This is a genomic window from Cyclobacterium xiamenense (genome assembly GCF_900109255.1).
GTDB classification, from domain to species: Bacteria; Bacteroidota; Bacteroidia; order Cytophagales; family Cyclobacteriaceae; genus Cyclobacterium; species Cyclobacterium xiamenense.
Window position 1 is genome coordinate 83,812 of record NZ_FNZH01000006.1, and the last position, 23,749, is coordinate 107,560.

Annotated in this window: 22 protein-coding genes; 4 read left to right on the top strand and 18 right to left on the bottom strand. The window is 48.7% G+C overall.

The window, feature by feature from the left end:
• Window positions 1-58: 58 nt before the first annotated feature.
• From BMW71_RS17625 to BMW71_RS17660, 8 genes are all read right to left on the bottom strand, one after another.
• On the bottom strand, window positions 59-763 hold the full coding sequence (locus BMW71_RS17625; RefSeq protein ID WP_092177065.1) for a glycosyltransferase family 2 protein: 705 nt from the start codon (window positions 761-763) through the stop codon (window positions 59-61).
• Between the two features lie 158 nt (window positions 764-921).
• Window positions 922-2,397 (bottom strand): cellulose synthase family protein, encoded by a 1,476-nt coding sequence (locus BMW71_RS17630; RefSeq protein ID WP_092177067.1) that lies wholly within the window; start codon window positions 2,395-2,397, stop codon window positions 922-924.
• Window positions 2,397-3,941 (bottom strand): 4Fe-4S binding protein, encoded by a 1,545-nt coding sequence (locus tag BMW71_RS17635; RefSeq protein WP_092177069.1) that lies wholly within the window; start codon window positions 3,939-3,941, stop codon window positions 2,397-2,399. The genes BMW71_RS17630 and BMW71_RS17635 overlap by 1 nt, the downstream gene beginning before the upstream one ends.
• Complete coding sequence (locus BMW71_RS17640; RefSeq protein WP_092177071.1) at window positions 3,938-5,293, bottom strand: NAD(P)/FAD-dependent oxidoreductase; 1,356 nt, start codon at window positions 5,291-5,293, stop codon at window positions 3,938-3,940. The genes BMW71_RS17635 and BMW71_RS17640 overlap by 4 nt, the downstream gene beginning before the upstream one ends.
• A gap of 147 nt (window positions 5,294-5,440) precedes the next feature.
• Window positions 5,441-6,538 (bottom strand): PAS domain-containing sensor histidine kinase, encoded by a 1,098-nt coding sequence (locus tag BMW71_RS17645; protein ID WP_177179698.1) that lies wholly within the window; start codon window positions 6,536-6,538, stop codon window positions 5,441-5,443.
• Window positions 6,539-6,773: 235 nt separating this feature from the next.
• Window positions 6,774-8,315 carry a sialidase family protein gene (locus BMW71_RS17650; RefSeq protein WP_092177073.1) on the bottom strand — a complete coding sequence of 514 codons (1,542 nt, stop codon included), beginning with the start codon at window positions 8,313-8,315 and terminating at the stop codon, window positions 6,774-6,776.
• Window positions 8,316-8,574: 259 nt separating this feature from the next.
• On the bottom strand, window positions 8,575-9,504 hold the full coding sequence (locus BMW71_RS17655; RefSeq protein ID WP_092177075.1) for a dihydrodipicolinate synthase family protein: 930 nt from the start codon (window positions 9,502-9,504) through the stop codon (window positions 8,575-8,577).
• A 211-nt stretch (window positions 9,505-9,715) separates the two neighbouring features.
• Entirely contained in the window at window positions 9,716-10,159 is a 444-nt protein-coding gene (locus tag BMW71_RS17660; RefSeq protein ID WP_143057672.1) for a hypothetical protein, read from the bottom strand.
• A gap of 232 nt (window positions 10,160-10,391) precedes the next feature.
• Here BMW71_RS17660 and BMW71_RS17665 point away from each other — a divergent pair, with 232 nt between their 5' ends.
• Both BMW71_RS17665 and msrA read left to right on the top strand, forming a co-directional pair.
• Complete coding sequence (locus tag BMW71_RS17665; protein WP_092177079.1) at window positions 10,392-10,592, top strand: PspC domain-containing protein; 201 nt, start codon at window positions 10,392-10,394, stop codon at window positions 10,590-10,592.
• A 90-nt stretch (window positions 10,593-10,682) separates the two neighbouring features.
• A complete protein-coding gene (msrA, locus tag BMW71_RS17670) occupies window positions 10,683-11,777 on the top strand; it encodes a peptide-methionine (S)-S-oxide reductase MsrA (RefSeq protein ID WP_092177081.1) in 1,095 nt (364 codons plus the stop codon).
• A gap of 46 nt (window positions 11,778-11,823) precedes the next feature.
• On the opposite strand, the gene BMW71_RS17675 is transcribed toward msrA, so the two are convergent.
• Window positions 11,824-12,549, bottom strand: coding sequence for a LytR/AlgR family response regulator transcription factor (locus tag BMW71_RS17675; protein ID WP_092177083.1), 726 nt, complete (start codon window positions 12,547-12,549; stop codon window positions 11,824-11,826).
• Window positions 12,546-13,619: a sensor histidine kinase gene (locus tag BMW71_RS17680; protein WP_092177085.1), complete on the bottom strand. Its 1,074-nt coding sequence runs from the start codon at window positions 13,617-13,619 to the stop codon at window positions 12,546-12,548. Before BMW71_RS17680 ends, BMW71_RS17675 begins: the two co-directional genes overlap by 4 nt.
• A 294-nt stretch (window positions 13,620-13,913) precedes the next feature.
• Between BMW71_RS17680 and BMW71_RS17685 the strand changes: the two genes are divergently transcribed.
• Window positions 13,914-16,436 carry a TonB-dependent receptor gene (locus tag BMW71_RS17685; RefSeq protein WP_092177087.1) on the top strand — a complete coding sequence of 841 codons (2,523 nt, stop codon included), beginning with the start codon at window positions 13,914-13,916 and terminating at the stop codon, window positions 16,434-16,436.
• A 118-nt stretch (window positions 16,437-16,554) separates the two neighbouring features.
• Here the strand turns inward: BMW71_RS17685 and BMW71_RS17690 are convergent, their stop codons facing one another.
• The 7 genes from BMW71_RS17690 to BMW71_RS17720 all read right to left on the bottom strand — a co-directional run bounded on the left by BMW71_RS17690 (window position 16,555) and on the right by BMW71_RS17720 (window position 22,743).
• Window positions 16,555-17,691 carry a glycoside hydrolase family 130 protein gene (locus tag BMW71_RS17690; RefSeq protein WP_092177089.1) on the bottom strand — a complete coding sequence of 379 codons (1,137 nt, stop codon included), beginning with the start codon at window positions 17,689-17,691 and terminating at the stop codon, window positions 16,555-16,557.
• An 18-nt stretch (window positions 17,692-17,709) separates the two neighbouring features.
• Entirely contained in the window at window positions 17,710-19,014 is a 1,305-nt protein-coding gene (locus BMW71_RS17695; protein WP_143057673.1) for an OmpA family protein, read from the bottom strand.
• A gap of 83 nt (window positions 19,015-19,097) precedes the next feature.
• Window positions 19,098-20,069 (bottom strand): deoxyhypusine synthase family protein, encoded by a 972-nt coding sequence (locus BMW71_RS17700; RefSeq protein ID WP_092177096.1) that lies wholly within the window; start codon window positions 20,067-20,069, stop codon window positions 19,098-19,100.
• Between the two features lie 160 nt (window positions 20,070-20,229).
• Window positions 20,230-20,865 carry an OmpH/Skp family outer membrane protein gene (locus BMW71_RS17705; protein ID WP_092177099.1) on the bottom strand — a complete coding sequence of 212 codons (636 nt, stop codon included), beginning with the start codon at window positions 20,863-20,865 and terminating at the stop codon, window positions 20,230-20,232.
• A 104-nt stretch (window positions 20,866-20,969) separates the two neighbouring features.
• Window positions 20,970-21,206 carry a hypothetical protein gene (locus BMW71_RS17710; RefSeq protein WP_092177102.1) on the bottom strand — a complete coding sequence of 79 codons (237 nt, stop codon included), beginning with the start codon at window positions 21,204-21,206 and terminating at the stop codon, window positions 20,970-20,972.
• Window positions 21,207-21,225: 19 nt separating this feature from the next.
• On the bottom strand, window positions 21,226-22,128 hold the full coding sequence (locus BMW71_RS17715) for a histone deacetylase family protein (RefSeq protein WP_092177105.1): 903 nt from the start codon (window positions 22,126-22,128) through the stop codon (window positions 21,226-21,228).
• A 57-nt stretch (window positions 22,129-22,185) separates the two neighbouring features.
• Window positions 22,186-22,743, bottom strand: coding sequence for a hypothetical protein (locus BMW71_RS17720; RefSeq protein WP_092177108.1), 558 nt, complete (start codon window positions 22,741-22,743; stop codon window positions 22,186-22,188).
• 118 nt (window positions 22,744-22,861) lie between these two features.
• Here BMW71_RS17720 and BMW71_RS17725 point away from each other — a divergent pair, with 118 nt between their 5' ends.
• Window positions 22,862-23,305 (top strand): AlbA family DNA-binding domain-containing protein, encoded by a 444-nt coding sequence (locus tag BMW71_RS17725; protein ID WP_092177111.1) that lies wholly within the window; start codon window positions 22,862-22,864, stop codon window positions 23,303-23,305.
• Window positions 23,306-23,336: 31 nt separating this feature from the next.
• On the opposite strand, the gene BMW71_RS17730 is transcribed toward BMW71_RS17725, so the two are convergent.
• Window positions 23,337-23,708: a phage holin family protein gene (locus tag BMW71_RS17730; RefSeq protein ID WP_092177114.1), complete on the bottom strand. Its 372-nt coding sequence runs from the start codon at window positions 23,706-23,708 to the stop codon at window positions 23,337-23,339.
• Window positions 23,709-23,749 lie beyond the last annotated feature (41 nt).

Consider the following 23,749-nt stretch of genomic DNA (forward strand, 5'->3'; position numbering starts at 1 on the left):
GTAATTTAACGAAAATATAGGACAGTTTCCGTTTTCTGGTCAGTCGATTCCCAAAACCTTACCGGTATTTCCACAGGCTCCATAAGATTTTGTAACCGGCACCAATGACGCCGCGCAGGGTGCCGCTCACCTTGGATTTTCCTATTCGCTGCCGATAGGTGACCGGCACCTCGGTGTATTTCAACCCATGTTTGACGGCCTTTAGCTGCATTTCTATGGTCCACCCGTAATTCTCGTCCTCCATATGCAGGGAGCGTAACTTTTCCCAACGTATGGCCCGAAAGGGGCCAAGATCAGAGAAATCCGCCGAAAACAGCTTTCGCATCAAGCGGGTGGCCAGCCAGTTCCCGAATACTTGCGGCAGTGTCATGGAGCCCCTCTCCCGTTCGCCCCTTGCCCTGGAACCGATCACCAAATCGTACCCTTCCTGAATCAAGGGAGCGAGGAGCATTTCCATCTCCTCCGGATAGTCGCTGTAGTCGGCGTCCAGGAATACCAGAATATCGGGAGGAACCGGCTGCTGCGTCACATAGGCCATGCCGGTCAAACAAGCCTTTCCGTATCCACGTGTGGGCTCGTCGACCACTACCGCCCCGGCAGCCGCGGCCACCTTTCGGGTAGCGTCGTTTGAATTGTTGTTTACCACGACCACGTTTCGGACAAAGTCTGGAATGTCACCAATGACCTTACCCACGGCATTTTCTTCGTTAAAAGCGGGGATAATAACATCTATCACAAAGGAACTTCCGTCGTTGGTATTCATGGGATATTGGTTTTGGAGTCAGGCTCCATGCGTACGTGTAATTAGTCCAGGCGAGGATCGTTAATGTTGGTGCAGGGTTTCGGGTAGCCACCGAGCACCTGCCTTTCCAATGCATTTTTTTTTTGAAAACCGGTTGAAGTCGGGTGCTGCTGTCTGCGCTAGCCCGAGGCCGGGCGACCCATGCTCCGAAAAGAAGCCAGGCTTACCATGCCAAATCCCGAAGCCAACATGCCATGGAAAAGGATCATCTCATACGTTCCGGTGTAGATGGACAATCCAACCACCAACAGAAAAATCAGCGCGAGTACGCCCTCCACATAGCTGGTAGCCGGCACGTTTCGAAGATGGTAGGCATTGGCAAACCAGCCCAAATCTTTCTCCTTTAGGTTGTACTTCGGCGTTCGGATAAAGGGAGATTTGATACCGGTAAGTCCTTCCCAGACGGCCTGGCCATTGTGAACGGATAGCCCCATGGACACCGAAAGGAACACGGGCAATTCCCACAAATACCGAAAGAATCCCTTTCGGGAATAGCCTGCCAACTGTAAATTGGCAAAGAAATAAACGGCAGCAATTACCACAAAGCCAACCAAAAAAAGCGCTGCTGCCTGGAAAAATTCCGCGGGAATGAGTCCTTTGTAAAACCCCCACCAAACCGGCAAACTACTCAGACTGACCAGCAAAATGGCAATAAATAACAATGAATTTAACAAATGGGCCGCTGCATGGATCTTGACAGCAAAGGAAAACGGCCCTTTCAGCACCTGTTTGAGGTGCTTGACTGCACACTCGGCTCCACCCTTGGTCCAGCGAAACTGCTGGGATTTGATGGCAGACATCACTGGTGGCAATTCGGCCGGTGAGACCACATCCGGACGATAAAGAAATTTCCAACCCTTTTGCTGGGCCCGGTAGCTCAGGTCCAGGTCTTCGGTAAGGGTATCGGCTTCCCAATCGCCTGCGTCCAGGATGCAGGATTTTCTCCAGATACCACCGGTACCGTTAAAATTAATGAAGGCTTGTTGTGCATTTCGGCCCATCTGCTCCACCATGAAATGCGCGTCCAGGGCAAAGGCTTGCAGCCGGGTGAACAGGGAGTAGTCTTCGTTTAAATGTCCCCAGCGCGACTGAACCATACCTATTTTCTTGTCAGTAAAATGAGGCACCGTTTTTAGTAGAAATTTGGGATCCGGGACAAAATCGGCATCAAAGATGGCGAGCAACTCGCCCGACGCCCTGGCCAATCCCTCCTTCAGGGCTCCTGCTTTGAATCCGGTCCTGATTTTCCGATGTAGGTGGCGAATGTGAATTTCCGGATAATCCCGAATGGCAGTTTGAACCAAGTCGAATGTTTCGTCCGTACTATCGTCCAGGATCTGGATCTCCAGCTTTTCGGCAGGATATTCCAGGCGGCAAACGGCATCGATCAGCCTTTGTACCACGTATTTTTCATTAAAAACCGGCAACTGTACCGTTACCTTGGGCAGGTCCGGATCGAGCAGAGACGCCGGCGGTACGGTATTTTTCTTGAATCGAAAAAAATGCCACAGCAGGTTTGCCTGCGCAAAACTGTACAACAATATGAAGGTCATGGCCAAACCATACACACCCAAAAACAGATAAATCCACATGATTACGTGTTCAAATTGATCGAATCGTTGCCAATGATAATTGGCAAATCGTTAATTCTTCCGGATTCCTCGCCATTTTCCAGTTTCAGCACGCCACGCGGGCAGACGGCCGAACACACCCCGCATCCCACACAGGAGGAACGGACGATGTTTTGCCCTCGCTGCGCATACCAGCGCACGTCAATACCCATTTCGCAATAGGTGGAACAGTTGCCACAGGAGATGCACTGCCCCCCATTCGTGGTAATGCGGAACCTGGACTTGAATCGCTGTACCATACCCAGGTAGGCTGCTAAGGGACAACCGAAGCGACACCAGACCCGGTTCCCCATAAAGGGATAAAATCCCGTTCCAATAACCCCTGCAAAAGCCGATCCAATTGCAAAACCGTAGAACGAATGCAGCTGATCGGTAGCCTGTCCAAGTAGGCTGAATTCCATGAAATAATTGAGCAAGGTTACGCCCGTCATCACCACTGCCAGCACCAGCACTCCATGAATCAGGTACCGTTCAATTTGCCAGGATTTTAGGGACTTATCGGATAGCTGCCGATAGGGGTCGCCCAGCGTTTCGGCCAAGCCTCCACAGCCGCAAACCCAACTGCAGTACCAGCGCTTGCCGTAAAAATAGGTGATTACCGGTACACCAATGACGATGAGTAGGATCCCCCATACCAGCATAAACATTCCCAGAGCTCCGGAATTCACCATGCCATCGATTCGGTATTCGTAAAAAAAAGTATAGTCCAATGGCCAGATATTTTTAAAATCGTGCCAGGGCATGTTGAATAAAACCAGTATTTCGGGTATCAGAAAGGCAAAAGCCAATTGAAAGAACATAACCGACACGGTTCGAATGGTTTGGTAGTTGTTTCCCCTGTACTTGCGAAACATTCGGATACCCATAACCAAGATGGCCAAGGTGTACACCAATCCGTAGAGAAACCACTGACTAGCCGGCCCGCCGGACAAGGCTTGACTTATGGGATCCACCATGATTACCGAATTACTCAGGTATTCGGGGTACCAATACAGAATCACGTAAAACAGGATCAGATAGGTTCCCGTAACCATGCCCAACCAACCCCGGGCCTTCATGGACGAAAAATAAATGCCGTCGTTTTTGATACCGGCCGTTTCATTCCGATGCAAGGGTAGAATGTACAGCAAACCGCCAAGAACGGTCAATCCCACGGAAAGCGCAAGAAAAAGCAGGGGATAGGCTGGCACCGGTCCCTGGGATGCAGTTTTGGTTAAGGGAAAAGCATAGTCGTCCCAAATCACCTGATCCCATTTTTCCTCCGCTTTCAAGGAGTCGTTATGGGCCTCCATGTATCCGTTGAAATCCCCTATAAAGGCAAAGGGTGACCAGTAGGATTGGCCGTACATCGGGGCCAACAAATCCACCATCACCTCCCGGTGCATGTCTTTGGTGGCCGCTTCTACCTGGGCAGACTCCAATTGCCAGGTACCCAAAAATGGGACGGCCGTAAAGATGACCAAGCCAGCCACTACCAGAATCAGGCCGATATTTTGTATGAACTTCATGCCCTTGAACCAATTAACCGTTGAATAAGTGACCTTTTCGGGAGTGGTAGTGATTTTCCTGTTTCCCGATTGTAAGCCTGGATAAATTCTGTTTGCAAATCCCGGTAAAACTCGGGATTAAAATTGGCCCGATCCAGGCGAGACACAACCTTGTCTGCCGGCCATCCCTTCCGAATCGCCTGATCAAAAAAGGCATGCCGCATGCGCCAGCCAAATGCATTGACCCCTAAGAGTTGATCTGCCTTGCTAAAAAGCAACCGTAAGGCTATTTTACCCGAGACATCCTCCCAATAAAAGGACCATTCTCCATCCCGGCGCCTGGCCGGTACGTGCCCGTAGGTCTGGTACTCGATGTCAAAAAACTTTGCCGAATTGAACCATATCCCGGGCTTATACGAAACTGGATTTTTACTTGTCAGGTTATGCGCCAGGGTTTCTCCATGCATTCGCCCAGTGTACCATACCTGTTCGATGTTTTTCCGGTCAGGCCCGGGTGGGGTTTTAAATTCCGCGCAATCACCGATGGCGTAGACATCCGGCAGGTTGGTCCGAAACCGCTCGTCGACCAAAATGCCCCGATTGGTTGCCAGTTCCGAATCGGTGAAAATGGCTATATTGGGACTTACACCTGCTGTCAACCCCACGAATTCACACGGGATCTGCTCACCGGAGCTAGTTTCCACGGCCTTTACCTTACCGGCACCGTCATCCAGAATAGCGGTCAATTCGGTCTCCATTCGCAGGTCAACGCCGTGCTCACGAATGTGCCGCCCCACCAATCCTGCTTCTTCATCCGGCAGTATGTTGTCCCAAAAGCGCTTTTCCCGAACCAGAAACGTCACGGGTATCTTTCTGGAGCTAAACATTTCTGCCATCTCCACGCCGATCAGTCCCCCTCCAACGATCACCGCTCGGGTTATAGAGGGCGTGTGTTTTTCCATGGACAGCAGATCCTGATAGCTATACAAGCCCTGCACGCCCTCGAGGTCCTGACCCGGCCAGCCAAATTTATTGGGTTTGGATCCGGTAGCCAGGATCAATGTACCGTAACGCAGCTCCTCTCCTTTCTGAAAGTGCAGCAGTCGGTTATCGAAATCCACCCGGCTTACCCAACCTGATTTTAGTTGAATAGCGTTTTTTTCCCAAAAATCATCGGCATAGGGCTTGGTGTGTTCGTATTTCATGTGGCCCATGTAAATGTACATCAACGCAGTCCGGGAAAAGAAATGTTCGGTCTCCGCAGAAATTAGCGTGATGGGAACTTCTGGATCCTTTTTTCGGACATTCCGTGCACAGGTCACCCCGGAAATACCGTTGCCAATAATAACGATGTGATTGCTTTTTTCACTCATGGAGAAAAATCCTGCCTGTATTCATTGAATTGTAACAAATCTACTACCCTAGCAGACGAAGCGCTATGCTTTTCCTGACAAGTTGGTCAAAAATATCAGGAATTAAAAAAGAAAGCAGCTGCATCAGAAAAAATCCTTTTTAAGCGGTTAGGGTAGGTTGGGAAACGTAATTGTAAACTCCGTGCCCTTCCCGGGTTTACTCTTTACCTCTATTTTTCCACCCAGGGCGGTGACATGCGCATGTACCAGGTAGAGCCCAATCCCCTGACTTTCCTTGTGGCCGTGAAACGTTTGATCAAAGCCAAATATCTTTGATTTTACCTGCGCCATGTCAAAGCCCAGCCCGTTATCCTTGAAGGAAAGCCGGGTGGTTCCGTTTTTCAGGTAAGAGCGGATTTCAATAAGGGGCTTGGTATTCGGCTGACTGTATTTGATCGCATTGGAGATCAGGTTCAGAAAAATACTCTCCAGGTACATCCGGTTAAAAACTACCTGGGGAACAGCAGAAAAATCCGGCAAAAGCACAGCGCCGGAGTTTTCAATGACTGACTGAATCGCAACCCTGGTTTGGGAATACACGTCCTTTAGCGAAATCGGCTCCACCCGAACCTGCATGACGTCGTCCTGCTTTAGGGTAGTCAAAAAGGTATCCAGCATTTGCTTTAAACTTTCCGTCGACTGTTGCAAAAGATCTACCAACTCCAGGGTTTCCGGATCCTTGATTTTCTCGGTATCCATCAGCTTAAAGACCGCCAGCAAATTATTGACGGGTGACCGTAAGTCATGGGAGGTGGTAAAGGTTAGCTGCTTAAGTTTGTCGTTGGTTTGTGTGAGGTAGCGAATCCATTCGTTTTTCTTCAGCTCGATCTCCTTCTTGGCAGTAATGTTCCGAGCAATACCGTAGATCAACTCCTCTTCCGGTACAGGAAACGATGTCCAGGAAAGCCAAATCACCTCTCCTTTTTTGGTCAGGTACCGGTTTTCGAAATTTTTTAATGGCGTACCGCCTATGATATTTTTTCGAATTTCGGCCGTAACCGACGTATCGGCACCGTAAACAAATGTGCTAACGGGGTTGGAAAACAACTCATCGGAAGTATATCCGAGTAACTTTTGAAAGGAAGGGCTGACTTTTTTGAAATACCCATCGTAGCCAGCAATGCAAAACAAGTCTGGGGAAAACTTAAAAAACAAATCCAAATCGTAATCTGTATCCTTCAACACATTTCCTAAATCTTTAACCATGTTACCACACTGTAATATAGTGAAAAACTAACGTTTTTTCCGTACTTCAAATCGACTAACCCATTGTTTATGTCGATACCTTCTCTCTCGCTCGCAACGGTTTTCACTTATGGAAGGGAACAATTACTACGCCAATAAAATGCCAATTCGGTGAAAAAAGAATTAGCCCAACAGATATCGGCACATAAATGTATTCTACCCTATTAAATTTACTCTTAATAACAGCAATTTTCGGTTATTTTTCGACTACCGACAAGTCTTCAATGGGAATGATCTGAAAAGTCATGTGCGCCTGACTGCTTTCATACAAAATACCGACGTGCCTTTCGTCGACCGTACTCAAGCAGGAATAGCCCCAGCCTTTTTCCTTATCCAATACAACCTGAGCCGATTCCGTCCAGGAAGCTCCTTGGTCCAAACTCGCCTTCAGGCTGATATTGTAGCGACCGTCCGTTGCAGCCGGATTGGAAAAAAGCAACAAATTCTCGGAAAACCGGTACAAACTACCCATGCAAACCGGCTCAATCAAACTTTTTCGACTTGTCGGATGCTCTTCCCAGGTTTTGCCCAAATCCCGGGTAATAGACACTGAACGAGCGCCTCCGCGGTTATCGCGCATGTTGAGCATCAGGCTTCCATCTGCCAATTCCGCGACCTGCGCCTCCGTGGTATTGGATTTGGCACCGGTGCCTACTTCCCAGGAGTCCCCGCCATCCTTGCTATAAATTAGGGTACTGTAAGGCATTTTGTCGGCATCTTTGTATTGGGCAGCAAAAACAAGCGTGCCGTCGTTCAGCGTGATCCCCTTACCAGGGCCATTGAAAAACAGCTGCCAGGAAGGGTCTTTCATGGGCTCAGTGATCGTAATCGGATCCGACCAGGTCTTTCCGTCATCTTCGGATTTAACCAACATCAACTGACCGGTTTCCTGCGGCGTCAATCCCCGCCCCGAACTGTTCCAGGCGGCGGTTCCTGGCTTTCCATGCATCCACAAGGCGATCACCCAGATGGTACCCGTCTGCTCATCCACCAATATGGCCGGGTCGCCGATCCCATTTTGGTCCTCTGGCAAACCTCCCCATTCTCCCATATCCATGATGATTTTCATCGGCTCCCAGGTGTTCCCACCATCGGTACTCCGACTCAGGCCCACGTCTATGTCTCCTTGTAGGTCGGAAGAATTGGCATGACGTACGTCGTATACGGCCAACAGCGTACCCTTATTGCTGGTGGCCAGACCCGGAATCCGAAAGGCGGCCACTCCGTCGTTCCCTGCATCCCGCAAGGCCTTGCCGATCCGGTAGGGAATTGATGCACCGGAATGAACGGGCTGTCGCCGGGTACCGGATAGCTCGATATAGGGTATATCCAGCGAAAACCGACCCCTCAAATCGCTATCCGAAGCCATTTTCACCTGAATGTCCAGGTGCTGTTTTCCCATAGCCAGTAAGACGCCCCCTTCCAATTGCCAACGGCCGCTCTCACTGGAAAAACTGCCGGAGAGTATCTTTTTGTCCGAAGCCTCCGCTACCAGAAATACCCTGACCGTTTCCGGTTGGACGGAACCTTCCAGAGAGATTTCCAACGCGGTCAGTTCCTGTGCCGCAGGCAGGTCCAGATTGACCCGGGCTATCCCTGTAAACCGTTCCTGGAGGACAGGTACATACACCTGCTCCAGGCTCGCGTATTCGCTCGGAGGATAGCTGGATTTGCTATCGCAATTCACAAATAAAATCAGACCAACTACGAATAGGAAAAAGCTTGTCAGGGTATGCATCGGCAGGGAGCGGGGTTAGGATGATCCATTTCGTTTATGGTTTTTAGGAATGGCAGCCATTCTTTCGCAGTCTTTTCTTTAAACAGCTAAGCGAAAATAAGGGAAAACTACGATACTTGCTAACCAGAGGGAGGTAATCATTCGATAAAGCAACCCGTCCAAAAAAACCAATCCATTCCCTGACTGAAATACACGTTTTGCCTCCCCATCGAAAATCAACGGAAATAAACCGGATTGGCTGGCCGAAGAATACCGGGGATTATAGGCGATGCGAAAGCGAGCCAATCAAATCAAAAAATCCCTGCTCAGCCAATTTGCCTTCCAATGCGTGTAGTTGCGCCGGTGTGAGGGATGCCACTGGCGCTCGAAAGGAGCCACAATCAAGCCCCGACAACTTTAAAATAGCTTTTCCGGCAGCTGGCCCGCCAAAGCTACCGTACAAGTCTACGAAATCGATGGACTTTTCCTGCAAGCGCAAGGCTTCGTCCATCCTGCCCGCATCAAACGCCTGCTGAATGGCGTGGTACAGCGGCGCGGCAAAGTTGTAGGTACTGCCCACTGCCCCTTTCGCTCCCATGGTGAGTCCGGCGAGATAGGTCTCGTCCCAACCCCATAAGGCGTCCCAACGCCCTGCTTTGTACCGCAGACACTGATTAAATTCCATTAAATTGTGATGGGTATACTTGATACCCGCAAAATTAGGGATTTTACCTGCTACGTGCTCCAGCAAGGCCAACATGGAGGGCTCCACCCGGGTGAGTAGCGGGATGTGGTAAAAATAAAAGGGAAGGCTTTCGGCGGCACGGGCAATCGGGGCCAAATAATCCGATAGTTGAATCACATCCAGGGGCCGAAAATAATACGGTGCCGTCACGGCGGTTCCGTACAGCCCCCATTTCTGGGCTTTCTTGCCCAATTGAACTGCCTCTTCCTGGGAAGTACCCCCCAACATGGCAATGACTTTAAAATCAGCGGTTTGCTCCTTTGCCCAGGCCTCCATAAGCATCAATTTTTCAGGAAAGGTCAGCGAAGAGCCTTCGCCCGTGGTTCCGTTGATGAAGACTCCCTGAATCTGGTTTTTCTGTAAAAAACGGGCATATCTTGGGATAAGCTCCGTGGCAACACGGCCCTCTTTGTCAAAGGGAGTAAAGGTGGCCGCGATAAGTCCGGTGATTTTTGAAAAATGCATGCGCTTTTTTTTAATTCAAGGTAAGCGATTGTTCCCAAAAAACAAATACCCGCTTATTGGGCATATGCGCAAATGGCTGGGCCACCCTGCCCGGTATCCGGCATTTTCTCCTTAAAATATAGCCCAACCCCAAGTTGCATGACAAAACAGGCCGCCTTCAAGTTTCCTGAAAACGGCCTGTTTATCACCTACTTTTTACCTGGGTAAGAAATCAGCTTTCCTCCAACTCGTTTTCCAACCGTTCCAGGGTGGACGATACCTTGTTTTCCAATTTATCGATCTCCTTTTTAATTTGTTCCCTTCGTTGCTCGCTAGCCGCTTCGAATTCCCTGGCTTTGATTTCGAGGTCTTGTATCCCCTCGTCTATTTGTGTCAGGTACCGGTTTATGGCCGAGTCTGCGGGTTCCAATTGATCTTCCTGGATTTCCTCCCGGAGTTGGTTGGCCTCTCTTTTGAGTTCGGCCGTTTCCTCGGAAAGTTCATTGCGGGTATTGGAAAAGGCCTCATTCACTTCTTCTTTTACGTCCCCGGCTAATTCCTCAAGCTCGCTTTCCGCTTCCTGCCGGTTCTCATTTCCCGATTGGTTGCTGTCGCAACTGGCAGCCACTAAAGTGAAAGCCATTCCTGCGATTACATACATGCTGGTTCGTTTCATGGTATACGTTGGTTTGGTAATACATTGCATTTACTGGTCGCGAACCAATGGCCTGGTAATAAAAAGCCATGGAAGTTCGCCACCGCAGCTAGTGGTCCAAAAAAAATGCCAAACTCCAGGATTCATTTCTTCATCCGAAAGCTTTGTTTACAGATTCTTGAATATGACCATCCAAATTAGTAGTTTGCACATGAACCAATGAGTGCGTTTGGCAGCAAAAACAACACATCGCATGAACAAAAAACTATACCGATCCAAACAAAATAAAACCATCGCTGGTGTATGCGGCGGACTGGCCGAACACCTGGGATGGGATGCCGATAAGCTGCGAATTGGGTACGTAGTATTATCCGTATTGAGTGCTGCTTTTCCCGGATTGCTTGTATACCTGGTGTTGTGGTTTGTCATTCCCGAAAATCCGGCACAGGTCTGATCGATCTCTTTCCTTTGGAAGGAGCGCAATTCTTTTGAACATATCGCTGCTTAATTGCGTTTCTAAGGAAAATTTAACAACACACGTAGCATGAATTATTCGATTCAATCCATTATCGGGCTTATGGTCCTTTTTTCCGTCAGCTTCACGGCTTGCCACGCATCGAATCAATCCGATGAAAATACGAATGGGGAGGAAGTGGTAACCTATCAGGGAAAAACCGAAAAAGCCACCTTTGCCGGTGGCTGTTTCTGGTGTATTGAATCTCCTTATGAAGGGATCGATGGGATTGTATCCGTTGTCTCCGGCTACGCAGGGGGAAAGGAAAAAAATCCTACCTATGGTCAAGTATCATCCGGACAAACCAGCCACAAAGAAGCCGTTCAAGTGACATTCGATCCGGATGTAATCAGTTACAGCGAGATCATCGATATTTTTTGGAAGCTTTTTGACCCCACCGATGCTGGAGGGAGCTTTTATGACCGCGGCACGCAGTACCAATCGGCGATTTTCTATCACAACATGGACCAGAAAAAAGTAGCCGAATCCAGCAAAGAAGCGCTGGACCGTGCAGGCATATTCGAAAAACCCATCGTCACGCCAATCGTTAAATTCACAAACTTCTACGCTGCCGAAGCGTATCACCAGGATTACTACAAAAAGAAACCAAACGATTACAAAGCGTACCGGACCGGTTCCGGACGCGATCGGTTTATTGCCAATTATTGGGAAGTACCCGCCCAGGAAAATTACAAAAAGCCGTCAAAAAGTGAATTGAAAGCCAGCCTTACCAACTTGCAGTACCAGGTAACGATGGAGGACGCAACCGAGCGGGCTTTTGATAACCCGTACAACGGTAATAAGGAAAAAGGGCTGTACGTTTGCGTCGTTTCCGGTGCCCCATTATTTAGTTCGCGCGACAAATACGAGTCCTACTCCGGCTGGCCAAGTTTTACCAAACCCATCGATGCGCGCTACCTGGAAAAACCGGTAGATCGAAGCCTGGGAATGGTGCGGGTAGAAGTACGTTCAAAGTTTGGTGATTCCCATTTGGGCCACGTATTTAACGACGGCCCTGCACCTACCGGCCTGAGGTATTGCATGAATTCCGCTGCCATGAAATTTATCCCGGTAGAAGATATGGAACGTGAAGGCTACGGAGATTTCCTATACGCTGTGGAATAATCCTGCGCTGCTGGCGATCTTTCGGATCGCTATGATTCGCGAATGCTTACTGAATCCATTTGTTGATAAACTGAAGGAACGATTCCTTGTATCCTTCGCCTACCGTAATGGTGACGATGCCCATGTTCACCGTGCTTTTGCTAATGGATTGAATGTGCTCCAGCGAGATGATGTAGGAGCGGTGTACACGCATAAATTGTCTTTGCGGAAGCATTTCCTCCATCGCTTTCAGCGTAGTAAGTGATAAAAGCGGAGCATTTTTTCCGGAGAGATGTACCTTGACGTAATCTTTGTACCCTTCGACCAATACAATGTCTTTGAGCAGTACCTTTACCAACTGGTATTCCACTTTTAAAAAAATGTAATCATCGGTAGCGGTACTCGCCTGACTGGCCGCCGTTTCGAAGTGGCGTAGCGCTTTCTGGCTTGCCGTAAGAAATTCTTCGTAGCTGAACGGCTTCAGCAGGTAGTCCAGGGCATCGACTTTGTAGCCCTCAATCGCAAACTGATTGTAGGCGGTAGTAAAAATGACTTTGGGTGAGATTTGTCCTTTTCTTCCTTCCAGTACCCGAGCCAATTCCATGCCCGTCAAGTCGGGCATTTGGATATCCAGGAACATCAGGTCTACCTCGTGGGAATTGATGTAGGCCAGGGCTTCCAGCGCACTGTCGAATCTTGCTTCCAGCTGTAAAAAACCGGTTTTCTCCACAAATTTGCAAACCATCTCCAGCGCCAAGGGCTCGTCATCGACTACGATACTCCTGATTTTCATGCCAGATTCAATGTTAAATGTACGCGGTATTCGTTGAGGGGATTGTCCTGATCCATGGTAAGCTGGTGCTTTTCTCCATAAATCAACGCCAATCTTCTCTTGGTGTTGCTGAGCCCGATGCCACTCCCTACATGTTCTTTACTATTGGGATTGACCGGGACAATGGGGTTTCGGGTTTTCAGGTGCAGCGTTTTATCCCGCAGGGCTATGGATATTTCGATGGTACTTTCCGTCTTTGCGCTGATCCCGTGCTTGAAGCAATTTTCAATAAAAGGCAATAAAAGCATGGGCGCAATGGGCAAGTCCTCCACCTTTTCCTGAATGACGATGGCCAAGATCACTTTTTCGGAAAGGCGTAGGCGCATCAATTCGATGTAATCCTTTATAAAATCCAACTCCTTACTTACAAGGGTTAGGTCTTTGTCTGTTTCGTAGAGTACGTAGCGCATCATTCGGGACAGTTTGAGCAGGGCCTGCTGGGCCCGGTCCACATCGATGGTGGTCAGGGCGTAGATATTATTGAGCGTGTTGAAGAAGAAGTGCGGATTGATTTGCGCCTTTAGGTAAGAAAGCTCGGAGGATATTTTTTCCTGTTCCATTTGTTGGCGCAAGGCCATATCCGCTTGCCATTTTTGCACGGCCACCACGCTGGTACTGATACCAAAGCCAAAAAGCAGCAGCAGAATGGTAAACATGTCGTAACTGAAATTTCGGGGTCGGGGTTCGTAGGGGACGTTCGGCCGAAAGGCATAATGCATCAATTCAGGCAAATTGACCAGGTTTTCGTATTGAATAATAAGGATCAAACTTAAGAACGTGAAGCCAAAGGCTATCAGGACAAAAAGCAGGTTTTTTCCCTTGAAGAGAATTTTCGGAACCAGAAGCTTCATGTTTAGGTAAAAAAGCAAAATCAAAAACAACAAAACGAGGCCTTGCTTGAACCAATACTCCACCGGCAGGTCCACCTTCCAGGAGAGTGGACTGACGACAAAAATCACGATGGCTATAAAAATCCATGCCAATACATGGATCAGTAAGGTAATTCTTTTGGAATGATTTGAGTACGTCATACGCTTACAATAGGGCTAAATACCCCGACTGGATATCCGTTGCCAGTATAAACATAAAGTAAAGAAAACGAAAGAACCAAAAGAATCTACCAAAATAGGGTATTAACCGTCCAATCCGGGTTGCCGCTCTACCAAATCAGCCTCGGCTACCCAGTAAAAAATTGGTCCGATGTTTTCCCGGTTTTGTCGATGGTTCACGGCTACCTATCTATTGTGTTTTTTACTGCGTGAATAAATATTTTTCTTTGTTCCGGATATTGACTCAACCGTTATTTAACACAATCTACTTCCATAATGAAAAGGCTTATTTATTTACTTGTATGTGCAACGTTCTTTCTGGCAACAGCTTCTCTGGAGCTGTATGCGCAGGGGAATACGGAGAAAAAAGAATTTAAGATTTCCGGAAAAGTACTGGATAAAGACTCCGGAGAGCCGGTACCTTATGCTACGGCTATGTTGAAAGAAGATGGCACCGATGCCACCGTGGCCGGAGGAGTGGCCGACGATGCCGGCGAATTCTTTTTTAACGTAAAATCCGCCGGTAGGTACAAGGTGGAACTAAGCTACGTGGGGTACGATCCCGTGACGCGGGAAGACATCGTAGTCGGTCCAAATACTCCTAATGTATTTTTGGGAAACCTGATTATCGGTGAGTCTTCGGTTGCCTTGCAGGAAGTTACCGTCCAGGGTCAGCGAAGCCTGATTGAGGAAAAAGTGGACCGGACCATATACAATGCCGAGAACGATAAAACCACCATTGGTGGCGATGCCTCCGATGTATTGAGACGCGTTCCCATGCTTACGGTAGACCTGGATGGAAATGTCTCCATGCGCGGAAGTAGTAACATACTGGTATTGATCGACAACAAGCAATCGGCCATTGTGGCCAACAACATCGCTGACGCCCTGAAGCAAATACCTGCCGAAGAAATCAAATCAGTGGAAGTGATTACGTCCCCATCTGCCAAATACGATGCGGAAGGAACCGGTGGCGTGATCAATATCGTGACCAAGAAAAACAAACTCCAGGGCGCCTCACTGAATATCAACACCAGCGCCGGAATCAGGGGTTCCAACCTGGGGCTAAACGCCGCGTTGAAAAAAGGAAAGATGGGTTTCTCTCTGGGTGGTTTCGGTCGTGCGGGATACAATATTTTGGGAAGTTTTGAAAACGAACAAACCCTTCTTTCCGCTGACAGGCCTGCCACGCGCATTTTGCAGGCGGCTGATACGCGAAACAACATGATGTTTGGCAGGTATAATTTTGGATGGGATTATGAAATCAATAAGTATAATTTCATGACCACCTCCGTTAGCTTTGGCTTGAGAAACATGCGGATGAATCAGGACGAGCTGACCACCGAAACTTACGTGGAAGACATGCTGGTGAGTGAGCTGCTAAGGGATGTAACTACGGACAACCTCTCCAATAGCCTGGATGTGAGTTATAACTACACCCGAACTTTTGAGAAAAAAGGAAAAGAATTCAGTGTTTCCGGTTTGTACAGCCGAAGTGACCGGACCAACGATTTCGTAAATAGCCTGTACAACGATTCGTTTGACCAAATCGTGAGCCGTTTGAAAAACGACAACAGCAATCTGAACGAAGAATTTACTGTACAAGTGGATTACGTCAGCCCTATGGGTTCAGGCGACAACCAAATACTGGAATACGGAGCAAAAAATATCTTAAGAAAAGCGGTCAGTGATTTTGCCTACTTTCGCGCAGAGGGGCCGAATGCCGAATTTGAGGAAATCGACGATGTCAACCTTTCCAATCAATTTACCTACGATCAAAACGTAACTGCTGGATACCTGTCGTATACGCTAGGATTCCTGGAGCATTATACCCTCAAGACAGGCCTGCGCTACGAATACACCAATATTGAAGCGGACTTTCGCTCTTCGGAACTTCCCGCAGAGATACCTTCCTACGGAACATTGGTTCCCAACATGAACTTCGGCCGGAAATTGGGCAACGGAAACATGCTGAAAGCAGCCTATAACCGCAGGATACAGCGGCCTTCGCTAAACTTCCTCAACCCAAACATCGAGGCGGCCAATCCCCAGCAAATCACGCAGGGAAACCCGGTATTGGACCCGGAGCTCACCGACAACTACGAATTATCGTACAGTACCTTTATTAATGGAACCTCGCTGAATTTCACCTCGTACCTGCGAAACACCACGGGTTCCATACAACCGGTGCGGACGGTACAGGATGACGACATCATCTTTACCACCTACGAAAATATTGGGAACGAGCGCGCATACGGACTAGGAGTCTTCTCGAATATTAACGTATCCGGCAAAATCTCCCTGAATGGATCCATCGACACCTATTACGCCCAATTGGATAATGGATTGGAAGACCCACAATACGCCGCACAAAACGAGGGCTTTGTGGTGAGTGGCCGACTGTTTGGCAACTACACGCTACCCAATAACTGGCAACTACAGGCCTTTAGTTTCTACCGGGGCCGTCGGGTACAGTTGCAGGGTTCCGCTGGCGGTTTTGGTATCTACAGTCTGAGCATCAACAAACAATTTGCTGAGAAACGCGGCAGCATCGGGTTTGGTGCAGAAAACTTCTTTACCACTGAATTTCGAATCCGAAATGAATTGATCACGCCCACTATCATGCAACAAAGTGTAACCGGGATGCGAAACATGAATTTTAAAATTAACTTTTCCTACCGCATCGGCAAGTTGAGTGTAGACGGTGGCCGAAGGAAAAAACGAGGTGTCACCAATGAAGACCTGAAAGAAGGAGATGGCGGCGGTGCCGGCGGTGCCATGATGAATGGCCCCAATTGATCTAACCGTGTGAAAAACCGCTAACGAGTGTTAATTCTCTCGATTAACAGAACCCCGGCAAATACCTGAAAAGGATTTCAGCCGGGGTTCCTTTGTTTTTGCCGCTCAAAAGCCCCGCTTATTCCTCGTATACGGCCACGGCAATTTTTGAATCGGCTGTTCCGTAATACAAAAACCATTTCCCCTGATAGGGAACCATGCCTTCGATAAAACAGACCAGGTTGACCTGCCCTTCGATTTCATAAGGTTCCTCGGGTGTCATAAAATAGGTCTCCGAACGATCAATCAAACGAGAAGGATCCTCTGCGGCAAACAAAGCCTGACCGGCAGAATACGCGCCGGGTGGAAGCGAGGGATCACGTTCCTGTCCTTCGTCCAGGTTCATCCCGTTGTACAATAGGACAATTCCCTCCTCCCGCAACAAGGCGTAGGGCCCCGATTCTACCAGGCGGCTATCAAAATAACCCGGGCGGGGCTTCATGACGGATTGAAGTGTACCGTTTTCTTCCAGGGGTATCCACTGAACCAAATCTTCGGAGTGGGCCAAAAAAAGATCCGTATCCCCAAAATACATCCAATATTTACCATGAATCTTTTTTGCGAGAATGCGGTCTCCTTCCTGCTCGGCCACAATGGCCCCGGCTTTGCTCCAGGTATCGCGGTACGGTCCATTTAGCACGCGCCCATATTTGGTCCAGTGCTTCAAATCATCCGAGGATGCCAGCATTAGCCGGGCCACCTTACCGTCGTAGCTGGTATAGGTCATGAAATAGCGCCCCTCTTCCGTTTCCACGATGCGTGGATCCTCCACGCCACCGTCCCACTCCAAGGGTTTCAGGCGGTCGTTTTCGGGATAAAAAACCGGCTCGGGCAGCTTGTCAAAATTCAAACCGTCCCCACTGATAGCCAGACCGATCCGCGATGTGCCGTTGTTACTACCCAGGAAATCCTCCGCCCGGTAAAGCAAATGGATGGCGCCATCCCGTACCACGGCGGCGGGGTTAAAAACGTCTTTCTCTTCCCACTTGACCGGTTTTTGTAAAATCGGGCAGACAAACTCCAGGTCTCCGGCAGCTAGTACCGGATTGGCCCCGTGCTGCTTCAGAAATGGACCCATTTCCCAGTGTTTATGACCGGACCAGGTAGTGGCCGCTTCCGAGGTACTGCGCGTCCTTTCCGCACAGGAAGCGACTAAAACCAGAAAAAGAAGGACGCTGAAGCAGCCTGTGATTCTATTAGTGTTCGTTTTTCGCATGGCGATCGGTAGTTTTGGTTATTCCAGGAGTATGATTTCTACGCGTCTGTTTTTTTCTCTTCCCGCTGCGGTCGAATTGGTGGCGATAGGCTTTGTCCCACCCCATCCATTGACCCGTATTTGCTCAAATCCAGCCCCTGCTTCTACCAAAACGTCTCGTACCTTCCGCGCCCGGTCCAGCGATAAACGTTCGTTTAGCCGGGAACTACCTCGATTGTCCGTATGCCCTTCTACGGAGATCACCCGTTTGGAATTTCGCTTTAGAAACGCTGCTACTTTCTCCAGTGCATCCAGGGAAGCCGCATCTTCGATATCATCGGAAGTTCGGTTAAAGAGTAGGTTCTTCAAAACCAGTGACTCGCCGGGCTGCAAGTCTTCTAATTGCAACGCAATATCCGGGCCAGGACTTCGCTGAGGGGAAGGTATTTCGGAAGGAGAAACGGGACGTGGAAGCAGCGTATCCGATGGGCCACCTGAATCCGTCGGTCCCTCTGTTCTCCTTTCTTCGGCTTGTTGCAAGACTAGCGGTGGGGCTGATTCGACCCAAAGAATATTTCCGTATCCATCACTCGTTCGGGTGTTGGTAAGAAAATACCGGTCTCGATTCGGGTCTTCGTAATAATACAGGTCGAATCCTTCCATTTCCGGAAGATCCACCGGACGCGGAGCGGACCATTGGGTCCATCCCTCACCTATCCGCTCGGATTGATAAACACCCAAGGATTTTCTACCCTCGTAGGCATTGCTGGAAAAATACAACGTTTGCCCATCGGCGCTAAGAAAAGGGCTCAATTCCTGGCGAAAGGTGTTGACGCTTGCTCCGAGATTTTGAGGCCGGGACCAGGAATCTCCCTGTCGAAAAGCAACGTACAGATCCTCGTTTCCATAAGAGCCGAAGGACTCCATAGCGAGCAGCATCAAGCTGCCATCGGCGGAGAGCCGCGCAGAAAAATGGTTGCCGGTAGATCGGAAACCAGGAACAAACTGTTCGTCTCCCCGTGTCCAGCCCCCATCGGTACGAAAATACCGGTAAATCACCTGCCGATTATATAGGTTTTGGTGGTAGACCAGCACCGTGTCTGGATGCAGAAAGCCAATCAACAGGTCAAAATCAGGTGTGGACAGCGCCTCGATAGGCTCCGGCTCTCCAAAACTATCGCCTCGTTCGGGTGCAAACCAGGAATCTCCAGGATCCCCTGCACCACCGGTATTCCGGGGATGGAAAGCCAGGGAGAAATACAGGTGCTTGTCAGGGCCGATAAGGGGCGCTTGTTCGTCAAATTCCAGGGAATGGGCAAACCGCACCGAATCCTGCGCCAGCACGGGTTTGAAAGCTCCTGTACAAAGGCATAGCAGAACTGCTACCCGATAACCGATGAGGTCAAATCCATACACAGGCTGCCGGATTACTGCCCCAGAACAATGGCAAAAACCAGTGGAGCGACGATGGTGGCGTCGGATTCGATGATAAACTTGGGTGTGTCCAGCCCCAATTTACCCCAGGTAATTTTTTCATTGGGTACGGCGCCGGAATACGATCCATAGGAAGTGGTACTATCGGAAATCTGGCAAAAATAACCCCATAGCGGAACGGAATCCCGCTGCAAATCCTGGTGCAACATGGGCACCACACAAATGGGGAAATCGCCCGCTATGCCACCACCAATCTGAAAAAAGCCAACTTTGCTTTCTTCCTTGGCGTTTTCGGTGTACCAATCAGCCAGGTATATCATGTATTGAATCCCACCTTTCACCGTATGCACGTCTTTAATATCTCCCGAAATGCAATGCCCGGCGTACATGTTTCCCAGCGTAGAATCTTCCCAACCGGGAACGATGATGGGAAGGTTCTTTTTCGCAGCTTCCAGTAGCCAACTGTTTTTCGGGTCTATTTGGTAATCCTTCTCCAGCTTTCCGGAAAGCAATACCTTGTAAAAAAACTCGTGCGGGAAATAATGCTCCCCCGCCTGGTCCGCCCGTTGCCACTCCTGCAGAATCACGTCTTCTATTCGCCGCATGGCTTCCATTTCCGGAATGCAGGTATCGGTAACCCGGTTCATGTGGCGGTCTAGCAGGTCCTGTTCCTGGCTGGGTGAAAGGTCCCGGTAATTTGGAATCCGCTCATAATAATCGTGGGCCACCAGGTTGAAAATATCCTCTTCCAGGTTTGCACCGGTACAGGTGATGATTTGTACTTTATCCTGCCGGATCATTTCCGCCAGGGAAATGCCTAATTCGGCGGTAGACATAGCGCCTGCCAGGGTAATCATCATTTTGCCATTGGCATCCAAATGTGCCTTGTACGCATCCGCTGCGTCGATCAATGCCGCCGCATTGAAATGTCTGTAATGGTGTTTTAGAAAATTGGTAATTTCCATGGGTACAGGTTTAAATGTATGCCTTGGTTGGAAGGACTTCTAACGTGTAAAAAAGAAAAGGTAAGGTACTAAAGGATGTGTTGATTATCAACCAAAACTAGTGAAAGCAGAAACAAAAAAGCCCGGAAATACCGGGCCATTCCTTGCTGTTTTTTTTCGTTTATTCGCCCTCGGTTGATTCCTCTTCGGAAGCAGCAGGAGCAGTTTCGGCAGGTGCTTCCCCCTTTTCGTAATCTTCGTTGATCCCTTTTACTACCGAATCGGTAATATCCAAGGATTCGTTTGCGTACCAAACTCCACCACCACGGGTGTAGGAAAGGATCATCTCCAGATCGTTTTCGGCAGCATACGTATTGAGGTATTCCTGAATCATGTCGTACACCTCGTTGTACAGCTTGTTCTCATCAGCGGAGAGCTCTTGCATGATGTTCTCACGGTACGTCACCAGGTTACGTTCTTTGGCAACCAGTTCTTCTTGCTTGGCTCTTTGCTGATTGACAGTCATATTATTAGCCGTATTCTGAAAATTCTGCACCTCCTGTTCGAAACCTCTCGCCCGGTTGGTCAATTCTCCTTCGTATTTCTTGCCTTTTTCGGCAATTGCTGCCGATTGCTCTTTGAAATAGACAAAATTGTTGATGACACTGTCGGTGACAATATAGGCCACTTTAAGATCCGAAATGTCCACGTCTTCCGTACTAACGGTGGCTTCTCCTTCCGGAATGGAGGAATTACAGGCTACTGCAATCAATCCTGCAACTGCCAACGCACTGATACTGGTAGTAATTTTTCTCACTTCTTTACGTCGTTTTTGTAGTATTGGGGCAAATATACGGATTCTAAACCTATTACAAATTTTGGTACGGGAATAAAATGGTAAAATCCGGATTTTGCCGCCAACTACCGGTGTTTCTGGCTGTCTAGTTTCACCCGGAACACCACCGCCTGCCCCACCAGGGAAACTCCGGCATTAAACACCACCAGCGCTAGTGTGCCCCATACCAGCCAATCCCAGAGCGGTGCGTTTTCCCACTTGCGGATCAACGCTTCTCCAAACAAACTAAGCCCAAAACCCGTCAGCAACAAACCGCCCACGGCATGCAACAACCACTGTTTTCTCAATTTTTTCGCACCCATTTCTCTTTATGTTTTCATTTTAGAAGAAAATCTCTTGCGCCAACCGGTAGGTATTGGCATGCGCTTCGATGATGTCACGTAGCGATTCCGAATAGCCTCCTCCCATGCAGCACATGATGGGGACTTCATTCGTTCGGGCGCTTTGCAACACCAGGCGGTCCCTTTCTTTGCATCCGGCAAGGCTCAATCCCAGCCTTCCCAGTTTATCTGAGGCCAGTACGTCAACCCCACATTGGTAGATTATAAAATCGGGGGCCTCCGCATCCATCAACCTGGGCAGTTGATCAGCCAGTAGCTCCAAATAGGTTATATCGTCCGTACGGTCTTGCAACGCAATATCCAGGTCCGATGTTTCCTTGTGTAAGGGATAATTGTGTGCTCCATGCATGCTAAAGGTAAATACTTCGGGACGTCCTGCAAACAGCGCGGCCGTGCCGTTGCCCTGATGCACATCCAGGTCCACTACCAGAACTTTTTCTATTCCCTGCGCGGCAATCAGGTAATTGGCCGCAATCGCAATGTCATTCAGCAGGCAAAAGCCCTCTCCCTTGTCGGCAAATGCATGATGGGTGCCCCCGGCGATATTCATCCCAATTCCAAATTCCAGCGCATAGCGGGCCGCCATCACCGAGCCTTGCATGATGTGCAATTCCCGATCCACCAAGGCCTGGCTTAGGGGAAAACCCGTCCGGCGAATTTCAGCGCGGCTCAGGTCCTGGTTTTTTAATCTATCCACGTATGCCGGATCATGCACCGCCGTAATCCACTGCTCATCGGCTTTCTCCGGTTCAAAGAAATTGGCCGCCGAAAGTGTCCCCTCGTAAAGCAGCTGCTCGGGAACCAATTCGTATTTTTCCATGGGAAAGCGATGTCCCTTGGGCAAGGGATGGGCATACAGGGAAGACCAGGCAACTTTTAACATAGGATCAAAACTTGCCGAACAAAAAAATGTTGCGGGCAACGAATAAAAAGGGAGGAATCAATTATCCTCCTCTTCCGACTCAAAGGTATAGAAGGTTTCGTCCAGGCTGATGCTGTCGTTATTGAATTCGGTGACAAATTTTTCGAGTACGTCTTCGTCGATGCTTTCCAGATTGAGGGCGGCGTCCAGACCAATACCGTAATCGTGATGGGTATCGATATCGATAAATTCCTGAACCTTTACCGTTCCCTCTTCCTCCATATCCATGATCAGTTCGGTAATAAACCATCCGATTTCCTCCTCTTCAGCCTTCAATGGCTTCAGGTTTCCGTTTTCATCTTCCTCGTAGCGAATTCCATGGTAATTGGGGAATTTTTTGGCTGCCTCGTGTTCCGCCAATTCGAAAAGCTCGCTTTGGTAATGCAAACGGAGGGTGTACAAAACGGCGTCGTAAATGACGTCTTTTCCTTCAAATTTCCCGATAAAATAAAAGTTGACGAATTCTTCAGAATTGTCCTCCCCGGGTACAATTTTGAAATTTTTCCCGGCTGCTTCTAGTTCTCTTTGCAGGGCTGTTATGGATTCAGGCAAAAATCCTTCATTTAGATAGTTCATTGGATTATAAGCTGGGTTTGTAAGATGAATTTCGCTGATTTTGGTTACAAATAAATAAAAAATTACTATTACTCGTGTTAACTCTCCTATAATTTACAATCTTTTACCTTTTAAAAAAATGTTTTCTCCTAAAAAGAATAATGCATGGGTCAAAAACATCGTCGCACAGCCGGAGGGATTGAACCTGGATTTCAAACAAAGCCTCACCAACCAGAGAAAAATTGCCAAAACACTGCTTTCCTTCGCAAATACGGAAGGTGGGACCATTGTCGTAGGGGTTTCCGATCAAAAAAAAATAATCGGTATCGATCCGGAAGAGGAAATGTACATGGCCAGGGAATCGTTGCAAACCTACTGTCATCCTCCCTTTCCCATCAACTTTGAGGTATACGAGGTAGAAGAATCCACCGAACCCAACCTGACAGCCGAGAAATACATCTTGCTAATCCATGTACCGAAAAGCCCTGCCGGTCTGCATTCACTATGCATACCGAACGAACGGCCGGTGTACTACAAACGTGTCCTGGACCGTTCCATCCCTTTCCAACCAGACCTCCTCTGAGGCTGTACCAGTCGTGAGAAATAGTAGACCACTAGCGCCGAAGCCCATTCCCCAGCGAAATACCCAGTATGGAGTTGACCAGGGACAATACCAAACTAAACAGCAGCGCCCACCAAAAATTATCAACGGCAAAACCTTGAATCATGGCCGCTGCCAACATAACCAGCAGTGCATTGATGACCAATAAAAACAATCCCAGTGTAAGGATGGTAATCGGAATGGTAAGAAAAATCAGTACCGGTTTGACGGTCAGGTTTAGCAGAGCCAGCAAGGCCGCAATGATAACGCCGGTTATCCAATCGTCCACCACAATGCCCGGCAACAGGTAGCCGGTAAAAATGATCACCAACCCAGCGACTGCCAGTTGAAAGAGAACGGATAAAATGTCTTTTGATTGACTCATAAGCTACTTCCTATCGTGTAAACGAAAATAAATATTTCAGC

Coding starts and splice junctions, on each gene's coding strand:
- BMW71_RS17625 (WP_092177065.1), bottom strand. CDS start 763: ATGAATACCAACGACGGAAGTTCCTTTGTGATAGATGTTATTATCCCC.
- BMW71_RS17635 (WP_092177069.1), bottom strand. CDS start 3,941: ATGAAGTTCATACAAAATATCGGCCTGATTCTGGTAGTGGCTGGCTTG.
- BMW71_RS17640 (WP_092177071.1), bottom strand. CDS start 5,293: ATGAGTGAAAAAAGCAATCACATCGTTATTATTGGCAACGGTATTTCC.
- BMW71_RS17645 (WP_177179698.1), bottom strand. CDS start 6,538: ATGGTTAAAGATTTAGGAAATGTGTTGAAGGATACAGATTACGATTTG.
- BMW71_RS17650 (WP_092177073.1), bottom strand. CDS start 8,315: ATGCATACCCTGACAAGCTTTTTCCTATTCGTAGTTGGTCTGATTTTA.
- BMW71_RS17655 (WP_092177075.1), bottom strand. CDS start 9,504: ATGCATTTTTCAAAAATCACCGGACTTATCGCGGCCACCTTTACTCCC.
- BMW71_RS17660 (WP_143057672.1), bottom strand. CDS start 10,159: ATGAAACGAACCAGCATGTATGTAATCGCAGGAATGGCTTTCACTTTA.
- BMW71_RS17665 (WP_092177079.1), top strand. CDS start 10,392: ATGAACAAAAAACTATACCGATCCAAACAAAATAAAACCATCGCTGGT.
- msrA (WP_092177081.1), top strand. CDS start 10,683: ATGAATTATTCGATTCAATCCATTATCGGGCTTATGGTCCTTTTTTCC.
- BMW71_RS17675 (WP_092177083.1), bottom strand. CDS start 12,549: ATGAAAATCAGGAGTATCGTAGTCGATGACGAGCCCTTGGCGCTGGAG.
- BMW71_RS17680 (WP_092177085.1), bottom strand. CDS start 13,619: ATGACGTACTCAAATCATTCCAAAAGAATTACCTTACTGATCCATGTA.
- BMW71_RS17685 (WP_092177087.1), top strand. CDS start 13,914: ATGAAAAGGCTTATTTATTTACTTGTATGTGCAACGTTCTTTCTGGCA.
- BMW71_RS17690 (WP_092177089.1), bottom strand. CDS start 17,691: ATGCGAAAAACGAACACTAATAGAATCACAGGCTGCTTCAGCGTCCTT.
- BMW71_RS17700 (WP_092177096.1), bottom strand. CDS start 20,069: ATGGAAATTACCAATTTTCTAAAACACCATTACAGACATTTCAATGCG.
- BMW71_RS17710 (WP_092177102.1), bottom strand. CDS start 21,206: ATGGGTGCGAAAAAATTGAGAAAACAGTGGTTGTTGCATGCCGTGGGC.
- BMW71_RS17715 (WP_092177105.1), bottom strand. CDS start 22,128: ATGTTAAAAGTTGCCTGGTCTTCCCTGTATGCCCATCCCTTGCCCAAG.
- BMW71_RS17720 (WP_092177108.1), bottom strand. CDS start 22,743: ATGAACTATCTAAATGAAGGATTTTTGCCTGAATCCATAACAGCCCTG.
- BMW71_RS17725 (WP_092177111.1), top strand. CDS start 22,862: ATGTTTTCTCCTAAAAAGAATAATGCATGGGTCAAAAACATCGTCGCA.
- BMW71_RS17730 (WP_092177114.1), bottom strand. CDS start 23,708: ATGAGTCAATCAAAAGACATTTTATCCGTTCTCTTTCAACTGGCAGTC.